Below are 17,310 nucleotides of genomic sequence, written 5' to 3'. Positions count from 1 at the left end.
GGGCTACCGGACGGTGTAGCCCGCCACGATGCCGACAAACACCGCGAAACCCAGCCAGTGGTTTTCGCGGAAGGCCTTGAAGCAGCCCTCGCGCGTGCGGTCATGGATCAGGCGCCAGTGCCAGAGCGCCTGCGCCACCGCCGCGGCGATGCCCAGATAGAACAGCACCCCCAGCGACCGGCTGGCACCGGCCCAGATCCAGACCGCCAGGAAGATCGCATAGCTCGCCATCACCGCCGCCACGTCGAAGCGGCCAAAGGTGATCGCCGAGGTCTTCATGCCGATCTTCAGGTCGTCATCGCGGTCCACCATCGCGTACTCGGTGTCGTAGGCCAGCACCCAGAACAGGTTGCCCGCCAGCAGCCACCAGGCAAAGGCAGGCACCGTCGACTGCACCGCGGCAAAGGCCATCGGGATGCCGAAGCTGAAAGCGATGCCCAGCACCGCCTGCGGGATCGACACGAAGCGCTTGGCGAACGGATAGATCAGCGTGATCGCCAGCGCCGCGAACGACCACAGCACCGTCGTGCGGTTGGTGGTGAGCACCAGCCCGAAGGACAGCAGCGCCAGCACCGCGCCCAGCCCCAGCGCCTCCTTGACCGACATCGCGCCGCTCGTCACGGGCCGCTGGGCCGTGCGCTTCACATGGCGATCGAAGTCGCGGTCGGCCACGTCGTTGACGCAGCAGCCCGCGCTGCGCATCAGGAAGGTGCCGAGCGTGAACACCGCGAGCAGGTGCCAGCCGGGCCAGCCGTCGGCCGCGAACCAGAGTGCGCCCAGCGTGGGCCACAGCAACAGCAGCCAGCCGGCCGGCCGGTTCCAGCGGATCAGATCGAGGTAGAGCGCAAAACGGCGGGCAAGCATGCGGCGGACGGGCAGACGAAAAAAGAGCGGCCATTGTGCCGCTCTTGCAGGGACTCCCGGCGCACCGGGAGATCAGGCAGACGCCGTCAGTCCTCGAGCAGCGAGCGCAGCATCCAGGCCGTCTGGTCGTGCACCGTGCAGCGCGCGGTCAGCATGTCGGCCGTCGGGTCGTCGCCGGCCTCTTCGGCCACCGGAATGAACTCGCGCGCGATGCGCGACACCGTTTCGTGGCCCTTCACGAGGATGCGCACCATCTCCATCGCCTTGGGTGGGTTCTGCGGCACGTCGGGCACGGTGGCGATCTTGCTGAACTCGGCGTACGAGCCCGGCGCGTAGTGGCCCAGCGCGCGGATACGCTCGGCGAGCACGTCCGTCGAGCCCCACAGCTCGGTGTACTGCGTCATGAACATCGCATGCAGCGAGTTGAAGTGCGGGCCCGTCACGTTCCAGTGGAAGTTGTGCGTCGTGAGGTACAGCGTGTAGGTGTCGGCCAGCACGCGGCTCAGGCCTTCGGCGATGGCCGCGCGGTCCTGGCGTTCGATGCCGATGTTGATGATCGGCGCGTTGCGGCTGCCCGACTCCTGCGCGACGACGGCGCCGCCCTTCTTGGGCACCTTGCCGGCGGAAGCTGCGGGCGACGGGGACTTGGTTTTCTTCGAGGGTTTGGCCATGGCGGAGGGGTCTTTCTTGAAGTTGGGTGACAACACCGAAATTCTGAAAGCCGGCAGGCGGCTTCGCAACAGCTTCACTCTATCCCAGCGATCAGCGATCCCAAACAGCCCGCGCGTAGGCGAAGGCCCCGAATCGCTAGGAGAGTCGTTTGACACCCGGCAGCTCGCACGCGTAGATCGCGTTGCGCAGCGCCGCAATGGCCTCGTAGCGCGTGAAGGTGCGGCGCCAGGCCAGCACCACGCGGCGCATCGGCGGGTCACGGTCCTGCGCGTCGCGCACGGGCAGGTAGCGCACCATCTGCTCGGGCTCCTTGCGGCCCTTGACCTTCGGCTTGAGCGCCTCGGCCGGCACCGACAGGCGCGGCACCAGCGTCACGCCCATGCCCGAGGCCACCATGTGCTTGATGGTCTCCAGCGACGAGCCCTCGAAGCTCTTGCGGATGCCCTCGGCGTTGCTCGAGAAGCGCGCGAACTCGGGACACACTTCGAGCACGTGGTCGCGAAAGCAGTGGCCCGTGCCCAGCAGCAGCATCGTCTCGCTCTGCAGCTCTTCCGACGTGATCGACTCGCGGTCGGCCAGCTTGTGCTTCACGGGCAGCGCCGCCATGAAGGGCTCGTCGTACAGCGGCGCCATCGCCAGGCCCGTGTCGGGAAAGGGCTCCGCCATGATCGCGCAGTCGATCTCGCCGGCGCGCAGCATCTCGAGCAGCTTGACCGTGAAGTTCTCCTGCAGCACCAGCGGCATCTGCGGCGTGCGCGTGATCACCTGGCGCACCAGGTCGGGCAGCAGGTACGGGCCGATCGTGTAGATCACGCCCAGGTTCAGCGGGCCGGCCAGCGGGTCTTTTCCGCGCTTGGCGATCTCCTTGATGCTGGCGGCCTGGTCGAGCACGCTTTGGGCCTGCTGGACGATCTGCTCGCCGAGCGGCGTCACGGTCACTTCACCGGCGCTGCGCTCGAAGAGCTTGACCTCGAGTTCGTCCTCGAGTTTCTTGATGGCCACCGAAAGCGTCGGCTGGGACACATAACAGGCCTCGGCCGCCTTGCCGAAGTGCCGCTCGCGGGCGACTGCGACGATGTATTTGAGTTCGGTGAGAGTCATAGCTTGCGTCAATTATGCGCAAGGGTCTGTGACCCGGCTGGGGCGGGGTTAAAAGCCGCGGGCTGCGCTGCGCTCAGCCGGTGCGGCTCCAGACCCATTGCACCGGCCGCCCGCCGTTCGAGGGCATCGGCTCGCCCTGCGTGACGGCCACGCTCACGCGCAGGTCGGTCAGGCAGGCCCAGATGCCCGAGCGGGGGCAGGTCTGGCCCGTGTCCGCAAACAGCAGCTCATCGCGGCGCATGCGGTGCCCCTGGACCTGCGCCGAGCCATCGTCCTGCACGGAGAAAGCGACGCGGCCGGACGCGGCACGCTCTTCGAAAATCTCGATGGCGCCTTGCAAGGCGATGAAGAAATCCCAGTCGGACAGATCCTGCTCCGCGGCCGCGGCGGTGAAGTCGGCCTGATACAGGCGTTGATAGCGCTCGGCGTTGTAGTCCAGCTCGAAGACGACATTGCCTGTCGCGGCGTCCATCAGCCGGAACTGTCTGAAGCCCTGCCGCAAGCGCCCATCGCCATACCGCGAAGGCGCGATCTCGCTGCGCAGGACGGGCGAGAGCATCACCACGGAGCCGTCGTCGCGCTTCTGGCAGATCTCGAACATGGCACCGTCGTCGGTGCGGAAGACGAACTTCTCGTCGGACGTCCAGTAGCTGTAGTAACGCTTGTCGTTCTCGATCGTGTAGCCGCCTTTGACGGGGAGGTCAGCAAGGACCGCGGCGCCTGACGGTTTTTCGGCGTCGTCGACGGGGCGCCAGCGGCCGGTTGTGGGGTCCAGGTCGATGAGGTCGGAGGCGGTGTGATGCAGGTAGAGCCACATGGGACTATTTCTTTGCTCGGTTGACGATCGCGTCGATTTCACGGAGAAGCTTGGCTGCCTTCTCAGGGTCACCGGTTTTCTTCTGACGATAGAACTCCATGATCAGGTCCCAGGGCATGTCGTCGCCCCCTGCATTCTGGGCGCCTTCGATGATCTGGGCGTCGGTCTTGGGATTGCCCTTGCCGACATTCACGCGCTCACGTGTCTTGGGGTGAATGACATAGCCCCGCTTCAGGTCTTCGTACTTCGGCCCCAGCGGATCGCCATACAGCGCCTGGTTGCGCTTGTAGATGACCTCCCGGAGCTCGGGGTCGGTCTTGTCCTTGAATTCCTTGCCGAGTGCACGGCGCTCGGCGTTCGCGGCCTTTGCGATCTCTTCTTCGCTCTTGCCTGCGGCGCGCATGCTTTGCACCTTGCCGCCGACGCGACGCTTGACCGCCACCTCATAGTCGAGCCGAAGCAGCGGCTTGGCGCTGTGCGCCAAGGTATTGGCCGTGTCGGTTGCGCCATCCAGCTTCGCGGGCTTGGCCCGCTCCAGCAGCTTGTCGAGCTCGGACTTGAGGAAGCGCATGACTTCGGGAATCTTGGCCTGCCCCATGCCCCGCAGCTTTGCAATCTGCTGCTCGACCAACTCCAGGCGCTTGACGTTGTCGCCCAGCAGCTTCCGGGTCAGCCACCGGTGCCGCACATCGGATATCCCAAGAATGATCTTCTGTGTGATCTCGTCGAACCGCTTGACGGCATTCTTTGCATATTGATCCATCGGCAGGCTCTTGAGCCACTTGACGGGATCTCCCTTGCCAGCGCCACGGATGATCGCAAGGATCGTTTCGAGCGCCTCATCGGCGTACTTGCCGCCCTGCTTGAGGAACTTCACCAGCGACTTGAAAACGCCCTTCAGCAGGCTCCCCAGAACCGGAATGAGGCCGATGAGCGTGATGGCGAGCGCGATCCATTTCCACTTGTCGCTCGAGTCCTTCGAGAGCTGGTGCAAATTAGCAATCACGTCGCGAATGTCCGCGAGCTGATCAAGGATGGGAATCGCTGTGATGATGCTGCCGACGACTGTTTGCGACAGGCTGGCATCCTCGTTGAAGTCGCCCTGCAGGACGCCCCAGAACCAATCGAGCGCGTCGTTCATTTGTCCTCCGAACCGAAAACCAGCGCGTAGAGCGCCATGGCCTGCTCAGGCGTCACGTCCTTCCCGTAGGCGGGGTTAGCCGGAGACTCCTCGACGGGGTCAATTTGCCATTCCCTGGCGTCTTCGCCGATCTCGATGTCTGCAGCACCGGCTGGCACGCCGTCGAAGCGCAGTTGCCCATTCGATCCCAGCTTTCCCCTGCGAACGCTCTTGTCCGAGAACGTCACCTTGACGTCCGCGCCCTGAACCGCATCCGTGTCGTAGTAGCGACGTTCGACTTCGATGAAATGCTTGGGCTCGCTGGTCAACCCCATCGGCAGCCCCATCAGCTCTGCCGGATTCCCCTTCGGCCCCACGAAGCTCTTGCTCGCCCCCTTGATGTCCAGCAGCGCGGGCATCTTCAAGGTGATGTTCATCCCATCCAGCTCGATGCTCGTCTGCCCCCCCTTGAGCGTGATCTTCTGCTGCGCCAGCACATGGATCTCGTCATTGCTGCTGGTGACCGTGAAGCCTTCCTTGGCCAGCCATTCGAGTTCGTCGGTGTGCGCCTGCACGCTCACGGGTCCGTCCTGAGCGATGACCTGGATGCCACCTTCGTGGCTGTAAAGGCCCACAGATTTGGCGGCCGCAAAGCTCACGGTCTTGCCCGCCGCGATGTGGGCCTGCGCCTGCGCAGTCCAGTGGATCGCCTCGCCTGCGTACACGGCCGCGCTGGCGGGCGTGGCCATGTTCAGGCTCATGGCCGCATCGAGCACCATGAGCGGCCGGGCGAAGGCGGGCACGGGGTCTTGCCCTTCGCGTGAGCCTGCGCCTTCTCCTCCCTTCGGCTCGCGCGCGTCCTGCCCGTTGACGCTACTGGGATAGTGCCCGTTCTTCTGCGGATCGATGTCGTCGATCAGCGGCTGCAGCAGCGCCGTGGCGCTCAGCGCCAGCGCCTTCGCGCCGCCGGCCGCATCGGACAGCTTCTGCGCCTCGCGCAGCGCGCCCGCGAGCTGGCCGCGCACGCTGGTGGTGTCCTGCACACTGCCCGTTGCCCGTTCCTGGGCCAGCGTGGAGATCAGCAAGCCCTCGCCGGCGCGCGTGGCGACCCATGCGTCGGAGCGCAGTTCGGCACCGCTGCCGCGCCAGGCGCCGCGGCTGCTCTCGTCGGGCGACTGGGCGTTGAGGTGACCCAGGTTCAGCTGGCTCGCGGCGTGCGAGCTGGCCAGGCGGGTGCGCACCTGGCCGGGCGCGTCGTCGGCGATCCACTGGTTGTAGCCGCTGCCATCGAGCGCGCGGCTGTGCCAGCCCGAGAGCACGCCGGCATGGTTGGCTGACGAGTCGGTTCCGGCTGACCAAGGCGGCAGGTCCTGTCCGTTGTAGAGCTGCTGAGCGACCACCGGTCGGTCGATGTCGCCTTCGATGAAGGACACGAGCACTTCGGAACCCACGCGCGGCAGGTGGTGGGCGCCCCAGTTCGGGCCTGCAACGGGTGCAGCCACGCGCAGCCAGACGGACTGGCGATTGCTCGCGTGGCGACCGGCGGCGACGAGGCTGCCTTGTCCGCTGCTCGTCGATTGCTGCTGGCCCGCACGCTGGGTCTGCCAATGGAAGCGCACCTGCACACGATGGTCGCGCTGCGTGTGGACGGCGGTCGGTGCCTCGTCGTCATCGCCGCCGACCACGAGCGCGACCATGGCCTCGGGGGCCGTGGGCTTGGGTCGCCACAGCGGCACGACCTGCGCCTCGGCCGGCTGGGCCTCGAAGCTGTTGCGGTAGCTGCCCTTCTCGAGTTCGCCGGCTTCGAGCACCTGCGCGGCCTGTGCGCCTAAGTTGTTGGCCGCTTCGTGGCGCACGCGCAGTGCGAGGAATTTGCGGCCGTCGTAGCGGTCGTGCTGCGTGAGCGTGAAGCGCTCGCCGGCACCGAGCTGTCGCACGCTGCCTGCGGCGCCGTAGCGCTTGATGCGCGATTCGAAGGCCACCAGCTGTTGTTCGGCGCGGCGGGCGGCGGTGGCGCTGTCGGCGTAGCGCTGCGCGCCGGTGCCGTCGTAGTGCTCCAGCACGGGCACGTCGCCCATGGCCAGCGCGCTCTGCACCGCGCCGGTGGGGGCCTGCAACACGCTGGCGTCCCAAGCGTTGCGCATGACGGCGTTGGTGGCGACCTGGCGCCGGCTGCTCCATACGGTGATGGCGTCGGTCGCTTCGGTGGCGTCGACGCGGTGGAAGCGGATCTGCGACAAGGCGCAGTCGGGCGGGGTTGCCGCGCGGTCGAAGATCACCAGGCGGTGATGCGAGGGCGTGGTGTTGCCGCTTCCACTGCCCGTCGACTGTTGCTGCTCATGCTCGAAGCGAAAGCTCAGGCCCTCTTCCGCCAGCAGGCGCAGCACGAAGGCCAGGTCCGACTCGCGGTACTGCACGCAGGTGGGCCGCACGGGCATCTCCTGCGTGACTTCGAAGCTGAAGCTCGCGGTGGTGTGGTCGGCGAACACTTCGCTGACGATGTCCTGCACGTGTTTGGCGGCGTACACGAAGCTGTCGCGACGCAAGCCCAGCGCGGCGAGCCAGGGCTGCAGATGCAGCCGGTAGCGCGCCAGACCGCCGTCACCGCCCAGCGCATCGACGGCCGTGAGATAGCCGTGCCAGGTGCGAAAGCTGCCGTTGGCCAGCAGCAGGCGCAGGCTCAGCTCTTCGCCGATCAGCGCGAACGGGTCGAACTCGCTCGAGGTGGCGAGGGTGTCGATGGTGAAGTCGAAGAGCTCGTTGACGCCTTCGCTGCCGGTGAAGCGCTCGACGACGACGGCGTTCTGCGGTGCCGACGCGGGCAGCTGCAGCTTGATGAGCCGCGCCTGCTCCGACAGCCGCGCGACGTTCAGGCCTTCGAGCTTCCATGGCGTCGGCATGAAGCTGCTTGATGTGTCTGATGACATGGATATCCACCTCCCTGGTGTCAGTGCCGGCAGGGCCGGTCTTCGTTCGATGCATGGCCGCGCGCGATCTTCCCGCCCTGTCGGTTCAGGGGTTGGCCGATCGACATCGCGTGGACCGGAAAAATCCTAGTTCGCCAGCGTTGCATGTGCGTTTGCTGTGCCACAGCTGAATGTCATGACCGCAGGCGGCGGAAACACGGTGTTCGATCCGAACAGCCAGTAGCGCTTTGCATTGATCGTGACGGTCTGGGTGAACGAGCCTGTCAGCCCCAAGTCGGAGGCGGTCGGATTCGTCTCGTCGAAGCTCAAGCTTTCCGCAGACTGGAATGGGTCCTTGGGAATGTTGAGGACCACATGGATGGCGGCTGTAGGAATGGTCTCTTTGCCCAGACGAATGCCGAACCAGCTGCGCGTCACAAACGTGGAGGACTTTTCCAGCCACGCGTCATGCACCGAGCAATCACCAAAAGACGGTGCATCGAAACGAAGCTTTGCCAGCAGCCTCCCCTGGGCCCGGCTCTCATCGCTCGATACCGCGGTTGAAGTGTCGGAAGTGCTCGTGTTCACCCGATAGCCGCGGTACGCCACAGCCGATGCGATGAGGACCGCAACAACAACTGCGGCAAGTAGAGCGAATCGCTTCATAGGGCAAAAGAACGGCTGTGCAGCGCACAGGCCACACCGGCCGGACCCACCAGCCGGACAATCTCTTCCACACTCAACGCCGGCCCGCCGGCCGCTGCAATGACCTGCGGCGGCAACTCGGGCAGCTTGCCCGCACCGCTGGTGCGCAAGGTCTCGCCCGGTTGGATGGCCGGGCCGCCCTCTTCCATGTAGCGCCGGATGTGTTCCCACAGACGCCAGAGTGCAGCGTCTTCGTACCAACCAAGATAGCCGATCAAGGCAATGCCTTCCAGCTTGCGCGGGTTCCGGGCCTCGCCCCACAGCAGGCGCAGCACATGGGTGTCGCGGGCCGCCTCGCCAGTGAGTTGCATGATCTTGTAGCTGCGGGCCTGCAAATCGTCCCACGAGGTGGTGATCACTTTGTCGATACCCACGCGCTCCCAGAAGCGCCAGAAGCGCAAGCGCCCCAACACGCAGATGCTGACTTCTCGGGTCTTGCGGTTGAAGACCACGGGGATGTCGCGGGGGGCAAGGTGGGACATCCGCAGGGCGAAGGAGAAGAAGAGGAAGCCCATGCCGAACATGATGAGACCAAAAGCCAATGGCTCTAGAAAATCGATCGCTCTCGGTGGGTTGCTCCAAGGACTCGGATCGTCGTAGGTAAACCATTTCAGCCAACTCTTCCAAGCAGCCCAAAACCAAGGAATCCCAAGACCCATGCAACCCAAGGAGAAGGCCGCAAAGGTATTCCCATTCCCCACCACTTCTCCGGTGCCCATAGGCGCTCCAACTTGAATCGCCTCCGGGTACACAGCCAATAGTGAGTCGCAGGTGCAGGCACTCTCGTGCACAGGCTGCTTTTTGTCCTCGGGTGCCACGCGCGTGATCGTCCCGTTGAGCATCGCGCGCAACGCTTCGCTGATATCGTCGAACTGCGTCTCCGGCCCTTGCCAATCCGGCAGCAGCACGTTGTATTCGGGTAGCTTTTTCATGTCACGCCGTCATCCCGTCACCGTCGGCATCGATTGATTTCTTGACAGCCGCTTGCGCCTGACTGGTGAAGATCGAGTGCACGTCAGCTTGCACCCTAAGCCGCCGCATCGGCCGCACCCGCCAGCCGGGTAACCTCTTCCACACTCAACGCCGGACCACCGGCCGCTGCAATGACCTCCGGAGGCAACTCGGGCAGCTTGCCCGCACCGCTGGTGCGCAAGGTCTCGCCCGGTTGGATGGCCGGGCCGCCCTCTTCCATGTAGCGCCGGATGTGCTCCCACAGGCGCCAGAGTGCAGCGTCTTCGTACCAGCCGAGGTAGCCGATCAAGGCGATGCCTTCCAGCTTGCGCGGGTTCCGGGCCTCGCCCCACAGCAGGCGCAGCACATGGGTGTCGCGGGCCGCCTCGCCAGTGAGTTGCATGATCTTGTAGCTGCGGGCCTGCAAATCGTCCCACGAGGTGGTGATCACTTTGTCGATGCCCACGCGCTCCCAGAAGCGCCAGAAGCGCAAGCGCCCCAACACGCAGATGCTGACTTCTCGGGTCTTTCGGTTGAAGACTACAGGGATATCGCGAGGGCTTAGATAGGTGGCCCGGATAACGTGGGAGAAAGGAAAAAAGCTAACAGCAAAGAAAAGACTTCCAAGAAAAAAACGAACGACGTTTGGTCGAAGTAGCGCTTCAAAAATAAACCACCCTCCCATCGCCATTCCTGCCAAGAAAAAAAACGTAAAGGTATTCCCATTTCCCACCGTCTCCCCGGTTCCAGAGGGTGCGCCAATCTCAATCGCATGCGGATGCACCGCCAGCAGCGAATCACAGGTGCTGGCGCTCTCATGCACGGGCTGCTTCTTGTCCTCGGGCGCCACACGCGTGATCGTTCCATTGAGCATCGGCCGCAGCGCCTCGCAGATCTCGTCAAACTGCGTCTCCGGCCCTTGCCAATCCGGCAGCAGCACGTTGTATTCGGGTAGCTTTTTCATGTCAGTCAGTCATCGTCTGGTCCACCACATAGTCTCCGCTGGTGGCGTCGACCAGCACCTGAACCTGGGTCTGGGCTCGTGGGTACAGCATCCCGTCGGTGTCGATAGTGATGTGGGTGAAGTCGCCCTCGTCGCTGCGTTGCGGGCGCTCCAGGCCCTTCAAGCTCAGCGGCTGCGCAGGCGGTACGCTGCGACCCAGAACGTAGACCAAGGTCGAGATGCCATCGCGACCGCCCAACGTGATACCGATGGTCCATTCAAGACTGTCGCGCAATGCTTTGGGCATCCACAACTTCAGTTCGACGGTCTTGTACAGACCGCTGTGGCCTGCAAGCGGGTCTTTCATGAACAACGACCCCAGCCCGGCATTGGCACGCGACATGCCGGCCCCGGTGGTGGCCAAGGTGTTCATGCCGTATTCGAACTCGACGCGAATGCCCATGAGCAGCTTGTTGAGTTCCTGTTGCTCGACTTCCAGGCTGCCCCATTTGGTATCGGCTCGGCCCCAAATGGTTTTGGCGGCCCATTCTTCAGTGGGCGTGTCCTGCAGGAGGGTGGCGATGTAGCCGACGCCGATGGCTAGGCCGATCAGGATTAAGCCCCAGCCTGTCCAAGACAGGCCCAGTAAACCAGCGCTCACGACAGACCCGCTGATTTGCGCGGCAGCCATCCATCCGGCGGCAGACGCAGCTAAGAAAAACGTCGCGGAAAATCCATACGCCACTCCCGAATCTATGTCGTCGTTGTCCAAACGTTTCGATGAATTTACCCCTGCCAATCCCGAGTCAACAAGCAACCCCGCAGCCGACAACCTGCTCGCCATCAGCTTCAGCATGTTCGCCTTCGACGCCCATGCACTGTTCGCCTTGGCAATCTGCTCGGCAACTTCAAGGCTCGCGCCCGTGATACCCAGGCCCGAGCCGGCCAGCCCAAACCACGCAGCTGTGCGCTGGTCTTGCGTGCCGTTCTCCAGCATCTTGATGGACTTGGCAATCGAGAATCCATGCAACACCGCGCCTGCTGCCGAGAAGGACGCTGCGCCGCCACTCATGACGGCTGCCGAGCCCTTGGCAAAACCGGAGAGCTGTGCCGCGGTCCAGCCGGCCGCACGGGTGGCCGCTTGCGTTGCAGGCGCGGTGGCGCTGCCGACCGCCCGCCCCGCAGCAGTGGCGACATTGCCCGCAGAGCGGCCCGCCTGAGCGGCGGCGTTGACGGCGGAGCGCCCTGCGACGGTGGCCTTTTTTGTGAGGTCGTCTGCCGATTCAGCCGTGAAGATCCACACATCGATCAGCGTGTTGAGACCGCGCGAATGCCCCGCCAGCGCCAAGCTCAGACCACCCGCCAGCGCCACGTTCTTGAGCTTGCCTGTGGCGGCGGTACCGGCCTTGTTGGCCGCGCCCGATACGGCGCCCGCGCCCTGCGCCGCGCGGCGACCCAACTCGCCGCGCAGGCTCTCCCAGTACTTCACAGCCTCCGACAGGGTCATCTTGACCGTTTGCGCCATCGCGCCTGAAGGGCCTGCCGTGCCGGCGGTAACGCATTGCATGATGGCCGTGAGGAATTGCCGTGTCTTGACCGACGCCGGGTCAGTGCCTGTCGTGGCCATGCTGATCCCGCCGACGATGGTGATGAGCGGATGCGCCAGACCCGAGGCGGCGTTTTTCAGCAACGGCAAGCTGCTGACGACCTTGTCGTAGAACGGATATCTGGCAAGCAGGACCTGGCTGGCCAAGGGAGTTCCCTTGCCCGCGCTTGCGTCTTTCAGAGCCTGTGCCGTTTCCTCGAACAACTTGAAGATGTTCTTGGTTTCCTTGTGAATCTTGGTGGGCTTGAACGCGTCGAAGAATGCCACCTGATTCCCAAGCAGCGCCCGAGTGAGCAGCGCCTGGCTGTCATGTGGGTTGTCAGAAGCAAAGGGCTTGTACCACTCGAGTCCCGTGGTGCTCATGTGCCCTCCCAACGTGATCTGTGCGACAGCATTGGCGTAGTGCAGGCCGTCGATGCGTTCGTTGAGGCCAAAGTCATGCTCGGTCACGAGCTTGCGCGCTGCCGAATTGAGCCACGCCCCGTGATCGGGCTCGATCTTCGAAAGAAGATCCTTGTCGGCCTTTGAAAGCCTGTCGAATTGCTCCAGGAAACTCCGGAAGGGGTACCTGCCACCCGATCCGAGCTTCTCAAGAACGTCATCCTTGAGGCCCGCGGTGTCGTGGTCGATCTCCCCCTCGTTGGGAAGCTCGATTTTTCCATTGATCGGGTCGGGGTAGGCGTCTACCCTCGACATCGGCCTTGCCTTGCGATTGCCTACCCAACGAGCTTCCGGCGGCAAGCTGCCGGCTGCTTTCTGCTTGCGGAAATCCTCGCTCGTGATGGCCTTGCCGTTCAGGTGCGCCATGCCTGCTATGCGTCTCTTGGTCGCATCGCCTTGTGCACCGATCTCTTTCAGCAAGCCCTCGATGGTCAACGCCGTTTGAAGTCGCCACTGCCCCTGCTTTTTACCTTCCGAGTCCTTGTACTCGTTCAGCCACTGGGCTGCGCTGTTGCACTTGACCAGACGCATGTAGGCCGACTCGGAGGTCACACCAACGGCATCGGGAACGCTGACCATGTGCACATGGTCCATGGTGTATTGCCCCTGTGAAGCCCTCACCAGACGTTCGGCCGCTTGAAAAACGTCCAGTGCGCTTTCCGGCCGCACGCCGGCTTTGCCCGCCGCCCCCTTCTGCATGCTCAACGGGGGGAACGGCGTACCCAGCAAATCGTTGGGCTGCAGCTTCTCGTCGTAGTCCGCGACAAGCGTCAGGATGGTGCCCGTTGTCAGTGGCATCGACCGCTTGGCCGTCCCCTTCGAAGCCTCGATGAGAGTCATGCGTCTTTTTCGCAAGTCCTCTTTGGACGCGTACAGGTCTCGCACTGGCTGGGACCAGGGATGATCGCTGTAGCCCACCCACACAGAGCCCGCGAGCTTGGCCTCTGGAATCACGAGCAGCATCGCATTGGCATACGCTTCGGAGCGCTGGCACACAAAGCCACCTTCGCTGCTGGCACTGTTCGTGTAGGGCACGGCCTGCAGCGGGAAAGGACTGAGATACCCACCATCGCTGACACGAAAAATCTGCCAGCCTTTGTCGGCCTTCAATTGCGGCGTATGGGGCTTCTCATAGAAAACGACAACGAATCCCGCACGCAGCGTACGCATTGCGTAGCGGCTGTAGCTCAACGCCGCCTCCGCGGTGTGCCTGTCGAGCAGCGGCCGCGCCGCTTCCTGTTTGGGCTGCGCGTAACTACTTTCCGCGAGGCCGGGCCGTACGAGCAACACCGGCAATCCGGCTTTGGCGCACGCCGGGCAGCCGCCGGCAGTGCATCCGGGCGTGCCGGCAGCCGCCTTTTGCGCGCCCGCCGAATAGCTGGGGGCAGGTGTATCAGCCAAGTCGTTCTCCCTGTGTGGCCGGTTGAAGCTGCGACAGTCCGGCGTGGCGCTCCAACTCGGTCCGAATGGTGTTCCATCCCTCGGGGTCAGGCACGCCTTCGAGCGCCTGCGCCAGCGTGGCGTCACCGCGCAAGGCGCGAGCGATCAACGAGTGCACGGTCGGATGGGTGGTCAATTGCGGGTGGACCTGCAGGATGTAAGCCCCCAGCAAGACCCGGTCTTGCCGGTTCGACAATCCCGCGGAGATGGTCGCGGCAGTCGCCTCGGAGGCCTTCTGCAAGTAATCGGAGGGCAAGACGCCTGCGAACCGCTGCCACCCGCGCAGCAAATCCTGAACCGCTTCGTTGCGGGTTGCATGTGCCCACTGCTCGGCACTGAAGCCCACGCCCTCCTGCTTGGCATCGGAGGTGGCCTCGTAGCGCACAAGTTCGCCGCATCGGTCCAGGCTGTACCAGCAATGCACGGGCCCCAGAAGACCCGCTTGCTGGTTCGGTGTCAGTGCAGGCCACATCCACTCGATGACCCGCCGATCGGCCCAGCGTATGAACTTGGGGTTGGTCTCACCGGGGAAGCCGCCCTGCATGCACCGGGCGAAATGTCGAGCCAATGCGTCTGCCGGTGCGTCAGTCAACAACCAGCCGCCCAAGACGAACCCTTGTTCGCCCTCCGCATCCGGGTCTGCCTGCTCGCTCAACGCCAAGGCCAGGCTCGCCTTCAGCAGATGCGTGTCGTGCGGATGCAGGCGAATCAACCGAGGGCGCTGTTCGGGCTTCAACAACGGGTGACGAACAGGAACGGTCCAGGTTTCGCGCGGCTCCGCCTGCAACAGGTCCTCGGAGAAGGGCTCGCGCAACATGGGGTCGACCAGCAGGTAGGCGGACAAGGCATCGTCCGCCTGCAGTGCCTCCCCCAACTGCCGAACAAGGTTTTCGAACATCTGTCCCCGGCCTCAGAGGGTGACGGCGCCGCTGGCTGCGGCATCGTTTTGCTTGGGACATGGCTGTGCTTCCGCCTTGCCCACGCTGTTGCTCGCACTGTCCCCCATCGGCCCCACGAAGTTATGCATCCCCCTGAACGTCACCTTCCCCGGCGCATGGATCTTGATGCTCGATCCTTCCAGCCTGATGTACGCCCCCGCGCTGGTCAGCAGCACATGCTTGGGCGCCTCCACGGCCACGTCCTTCGCCGTGCTGGCGATCGTCACCTTCTTGTCCGCCGCGATCTTCGTGGCGCCGGTCTGGCTCTGAAGGCTCACCTTGCCGCTGGCCGCATGCAGCGAGATGCCGCGCTCCTGGTTCGGCTCGCCGCCTTCCCCGGCCTTCGTGCCCACCGTGTACAGACTCACCCCCTTGGCCACGCTCAGGGCGATCTGCCCTTGCGCGGGCAGGTCAACATCCTGGCTCGCGACGATCGCGGTGTGCTGCCCGCTCACGGCGATCACTTCCTTCGGCGTGACGAAGCCGATGCCCATCGGCGCGCTGAACTGCAGATGAGGCTCGCTGTACGCGGTGACGCTGCCGTGGCCGCCTTCGGTGGCCTTGATGTCGCCGCCGCCTGAACCAGCGTTGCTGCCCGATGCCGCAGCACCACCCTCCTGCTTCGCCTCCAGCACCTCGGCCACATGCTTCAGCGCGGCAATCGCCGGCAGCTCGCCCGGAGCCCCTTCGCCCTTGATCTGCGCCTTCTGCGTCTGCGCACTCTGGGCGAGTGACGTTGCAAGTTCTTCGGCCTGTTTCGTCTGCTGCTGTGCTTCGCGGCTCGCCATGAACGCGCCCTTGGCGTTCGGCTGGGCATAGGCGCTCACGAGCAGGCCTGCGCCGGCGCGGATGGCGCCTTGCGCGGTGGTGGCCAGTTCGGCGCCGTGGCCGCGGCCCTTGCCGCGGGCGTTGTCGTCCTGCTGCTTGTGGTGGCCCAGGTGCAGGCGGCTGCTGGCCTGGGTGGTGGCCAGGCTGGTGCTGCCCTGGCCGGGGGTGTCGTCGAAGACGAGCTGGTTGTAGCCCCCGTCGCCGCTCTGGCTGGCGCTGAGTTCCTGGGTCTTGATGCCGCTGAAGACGGCGTTGTGCGCGTGCTCCTTGGCGCCCTTGCCTTCGCCGGCGAACCACGCGGGCGCGTTGCCGGTGGACTGGGCGGCGCCTGCGGGTTTCTGGTTGTGCTGGGCGTCGACCTGGCCGGCGCCGTTGTACAGCGCGGCGACGACCACGGGGCGGTCGATGTCGCCGTGGTGGAATTCCACCAGCACTTCCTGGCCCACGCGCGGCAGGCTCATCTGGCCCCAGTTGTCGCCGGCGGCGCTGGCGGCCACGCGCACCCAGGCGCCCAGGCGGTCGGCGGCGGGCGCGTTGTCCTGGCCGTCGGTGCGCGACTGGCGCGCGCTCGACGCACTGCCGCGCTGCCAGTGGAACTGCACCTTGATGCGGTGGTCGCGGTCGGTGTGCACCGGCGCGTCACCACCGCCCACGCCGATGACGATGGCGCTCTGGCTGCCGTGCACGCTGGGCTTGGGATGGATGCGCTGGCCGTGGCCGTCCAGGCTCAGCGGCCGGTAAGGGATGGCCGCGCGCACGGTGGTGAATTCGTTGCGGTAGTGGGTGACGGCGTCTGCGGTCGTATCGCCGTTGCCGCTGTCGAACACGGTGGCGATGTCGGGCAGGCCCAGCCGCTCGCCGATGCCGGTCTTCAGGTCTTCGTCGAAGTTGTTGCGCGCGATGTGGCGCACGGCGAGCACGGCGAAGCGGCGGTCCTGTTCGCTGTCCTTGTCGTGCTGCTCGTGTCCGCTCAGCGTGAACGTCGTGGCGGGCGCCAGGGTGCGCACGGCGCTGCGGCCTTCGAAGCGCTTGTTGCGCAGCTCCAGCGCCTGCAGGGCGTTGGCGAGCAGGCGCTCGCCCTGCGCGGAGGTCTCCCAGCCGTAGGCGCCGGGGTCGTCGCTCCAGTGCAGGGTGCGCTGGCCCGCGGCGCGGCTTTGCTGTTGCACGGGGCGTGCGTTCACGCTCTTGTAGTCCCAGCTTTGCTGCGCGAGGCTGTTGGTCTGCAGCTGGCGATGGCCGCGCCACTGCTGGATGGTGTCCTCACGCTCGCTCGCATCGGCGCGGTGGAAACGAATGGTGGGCTGGGCATTGGCGCGGAAGGCGCCGTTGTGGTCGGCGATGACGAGCGTGTGATTGCCCAGCGCACCGTCCTTGCCCGTGGCGTGTTCGAACCAGTAGCACAGGCCCTCTTCAGCCAGCAGGCGCGCGACGAAGTCGAAGTCGCTTTCCTGGTACTGGGTGGTGATGCCGCGCACAGGATAGATGTCGCGCTGGGCGATCTCCCAGCGCCACTGGGGGGCGAGCTGGCCCTGGCTCTGGTAGCGACCGAACACGGCGTCGACGATGTCGAACACGTTCTGGTGCTGGAACAGGCAGCTGTCCTGGCGGTAGCGCAGGAAGGCCATCCACGGCTCTATCACGAGCCGGTAGCGCGCCATGCCGCCGTTGCTCGACACGCACTCGGCCTCGCTCACATGGCCGTGGAAGGGGCGCAGCTCGGTGCGGCTTTGCGCGGTCTGCAGATCTAGCCGCACACCCTGGCCGATGAGGGTCTTGAGTTCGATGTGCGCGTCGTCGCTCAGCGCGGTGAGTTCGAAGCGAAAGCCGCCGCCGTCGATGCACTCCACGCCGTCCAGGCGCTCGGCCAGCAGCTTGTTCTCGCCCAGCGGCGTGTGCAGCACCAGCAGGCGATCGCGCTGCGTGGTGCCCGCGCGCATGAGCCCGCCGAGCGAGGCCGATGTGAAGGTCGTCGTCATTG

At 64.9% G+C, this 17,310-nt stretch carries 12 protein-coding genes; all 12 read right to left on the bottom strand.

All coding sequences use genetic code 11. The annotated features are described in order from the left end of the window. Positions 1–3: 3 nt before the first annotated feature. The 12 genes from ubiA to AC1RLW_RS22435 all read right to left on the bottom strand — a co-directional run bounded on the left by ubiA (position 4) and on the right by AC1RLW_RS22435 (position 17,308). Complete coding sequence (gene ubiA, locus AC1RLW_RS22490; RefSeq protein WP_493195152.1) at positions 4–864, bottom strand: 4-hydroxybenzoate octaprenyltransferase; 861 nt, start codon at positions 862–864, stop codon at positions 4–6. 86 nt (positions 865–950) lie between these two features. Continuing rightward, positions 951–1,535 (bottom strand): Dps family protein, encoded by a 585-nt coding sequence (locus AC1RLW_RS22485; RefSeq protein WP_062474805.1) that lies wholly within the window; start codon positions 1,533–1,535, stop codon positions 951–953. A 136-nt stretch (positions 1,536–1,671) separates the two neighbouring features. Then, positions 1,672–2,637: a LysR substrate-binding domain-containing protein gene (locus tag AC1RLW_RS22480; protein WP_493195150.1), complete on the bottom strand. Its 966-nt coding sequence runs from the start codon at positions 2,635–2,637 to the stop codon at positions 1,672–1,674. A 73-nt stretch (positions 2,638–2,710) separates the two neighbouring features. Continuing rightward, the gene (locus AC1RLW_RS22475) at positions 2,711–3,454 is read right to left on the bottom strand and encodes a hypothetical protein (RefSeq protein WP_493195149.1); all 744 of its coding nucleotides are present in this window, start codon (positions 3,452–3,454) and stop codon (positions 2,711–2,713) included. 4 nt (positions 3,455–3,458) lie between these two features. After that, positions 3,459–4,595: a hypothetical protein gene (locus AC1RLW_RS22470; protein ID WP_099793822.1), complete on the bottom strand. Its 1,137-nt coding sequence runs from the start codon at positions 4,593–4,595 to the stop codon at positions 3,459–3,461. Continuing rightward, positions 4,592–7,474: a type VI secretion system Vgr family protein gene (locus AC1RLW_RS22465; RefSeq protein WP_493195147.1), complete on the bottom strand. Its 2,883-nt coding sequence runs from the start codon at positions 7,472–7,474 to the stop codon at positions 4,592–4,594. The genes AC1RLW_RS22470 and AC1RLW_RS22465 overlap by 4 nt, the downstream gene beginning before the upstream one ends. Positions 7,475–7,627: 153 nt before the next feature. Further along, positions 7,628–8,146: a hypothetical protein gene (locus AC1RLW_RS22460; protein WP_493195145.1), complete on the bottom strand. Its 519-nt coding sequence runs from the start codon at positions 8,144–8,146 to the stop codon at positions 7,628–7,630. Continuing rightward, positions 8,143–9,117 carry a DUF6708 domain-containing protein gene (locus tag AC1RLW_RS22455; protein WP_493195144.1) on the bottom strand — a complete coding sequence of 325 codons (975 nt, stop codon included), beginning with the start codon at positions 9,115–9,117 and terminating at the stop codon, positions 8,143–8,145. Before AC1RLW_RS22455 ends, AC1RLW_RS22460 begins: the two co-directional genes overlap by 4 nt. Positions 9,118–9,212: 95 nt before the next feature. After that, complete coding sequence (locus tag AC1RLW_RS22450) at positions 9,213–10,100, bottom strand: DUF6708 domain-containing protein (protein ID WP_493195142.1); 888 nt, start codon at positions 10,098–10,100, stop codon at positions 9,213–9,215. 1 nt (position 10,101) lies between these two features. After that, positions 10,102–13,527, bottom strand: a complete 3,426-nt coding sequence (locus AC1RLW_RS22445; protein WP_493195140.1) for a T6SS effector BTH_I2691 family protein — start codon at positions 13,525–13,527, stop codon at positions 10,102–10,104. Next, positions 13,520–14,464 (bottom strand): DUF4123 domain-containing protein, encoded by a 945-nt coding sequence (locus AC1RLW_RS22440; RefSeq protein WP_493195139.1) that lies wholly within the window; start codon positions 14,462–14,464, stop codon positions 13,520–13,522. Before AC1RLW_RS22440 ends, AC1RLW_RS22445 begins: the two co-directional genes overlap by 8 nt. A gap of 12 nt (positions 14,465–14,476) precedes the next feature. Continuing rightward, entirely contained in the window at positions 14,477–17,308 is a 2,832-nt protein-coding gene (locus tag AC1RLW_RS22435; protein WP_493195137.1) for a type VI secretion system Vgr family protein, read from the bottom strand. Positions 17,309–17,310 lie beyond the last annotated feature (2 nt).

This window comes from Variovorax sp. GW822-FHT04A09, from assembly GCF_058801005.1.
The sequence above is the reverse complement of the archived record's forward strand: the minus strand, read 5'-3'. Positions and strand labels throughout refer to the sequence as shown.

Bases quoted from the DNA above. Each gene is read 5' to 3' on its own strand.
- ubiA (WP_493195152.1), bottom strand. From the start codon at position 864: ATGCTTGCCCGCCGTTTTGCGCTCTACCTCGATCTGATCCGCTGGAAC.
- AC1RLW_RS22485 (WP_062474805.1), bottom strand. From the start codon at position 1,535: ATGGCCAAACCCTCGAAGAAAACCAAGTCCCCGTCGCCCGCAGCTTCC.
- AC1RLW_RS22480 (WP_493195150.1), bottom strand. From the start codon at position 2,637: ATGACTCTCACCGAACTCAAATACATCGTCGCAGTCGCCCGCGAGCGG.
- AC1RLW_RS22475 (WP_493195149.1), bottom strand. From the start codon at position 3,454: ATGTGGCTCTACCTGCATCACACCGCCTCCGACCTCATCGACCTGGAC.
- AC1RLW_RS22470 (WP_099793822.1), bottom strand. From the start codon at position 4,595: ATGAACGACGCGCTCGATTGGTTCTGGGGCGTCCTGCAGGGCGACTTC.
- AC1RLW_RS22465 (WP_493195147.1), bottom strand. From the start codon at position 7,474: ATGCCGACGCCATGGAAGCTCGAAGGCCTGAACGTCGCGCGGCTGTCG.
- AC1RLW_RS22460 (WP_493195145.1), bottom strand. From the start codon at position 8,146: ATGAAGCGATTCGCTCTACTTGCCGCAGTTGTTGTTGCGGTCCTCATC.
- AC1RLW_RS22455 (WP_493195144.1), bottom strand. From the start codon at position 9,117: ATGAAAAAGCTACCCGAATACAACGTGCTGCTGCCGGATTGGCAAGGG.
- AC1RLW_RS22450 (WP_493195142.1), bottom strand. From the start codon at position 10,100: ATGAAAAAGCTACCCGAATACAACGTGCTGCTGCCGGATTGGCAAGGG.
- AC1RLW_RS22440 (WP_493195139.1), bottom strand. From the start codon at position 14,464: ATGTTCGAAAACCTTGTTCGGCAGTTGGGGGAGGCACTGCAGGCGGAC.
- AC1RLW_RS22435 (WP_493195137.1), bottom strand. From the start codon at position 17,308: ATGACGACGACCTTCACATCGGCCTCGCTCGGCGGGCTCATGCGCGCG.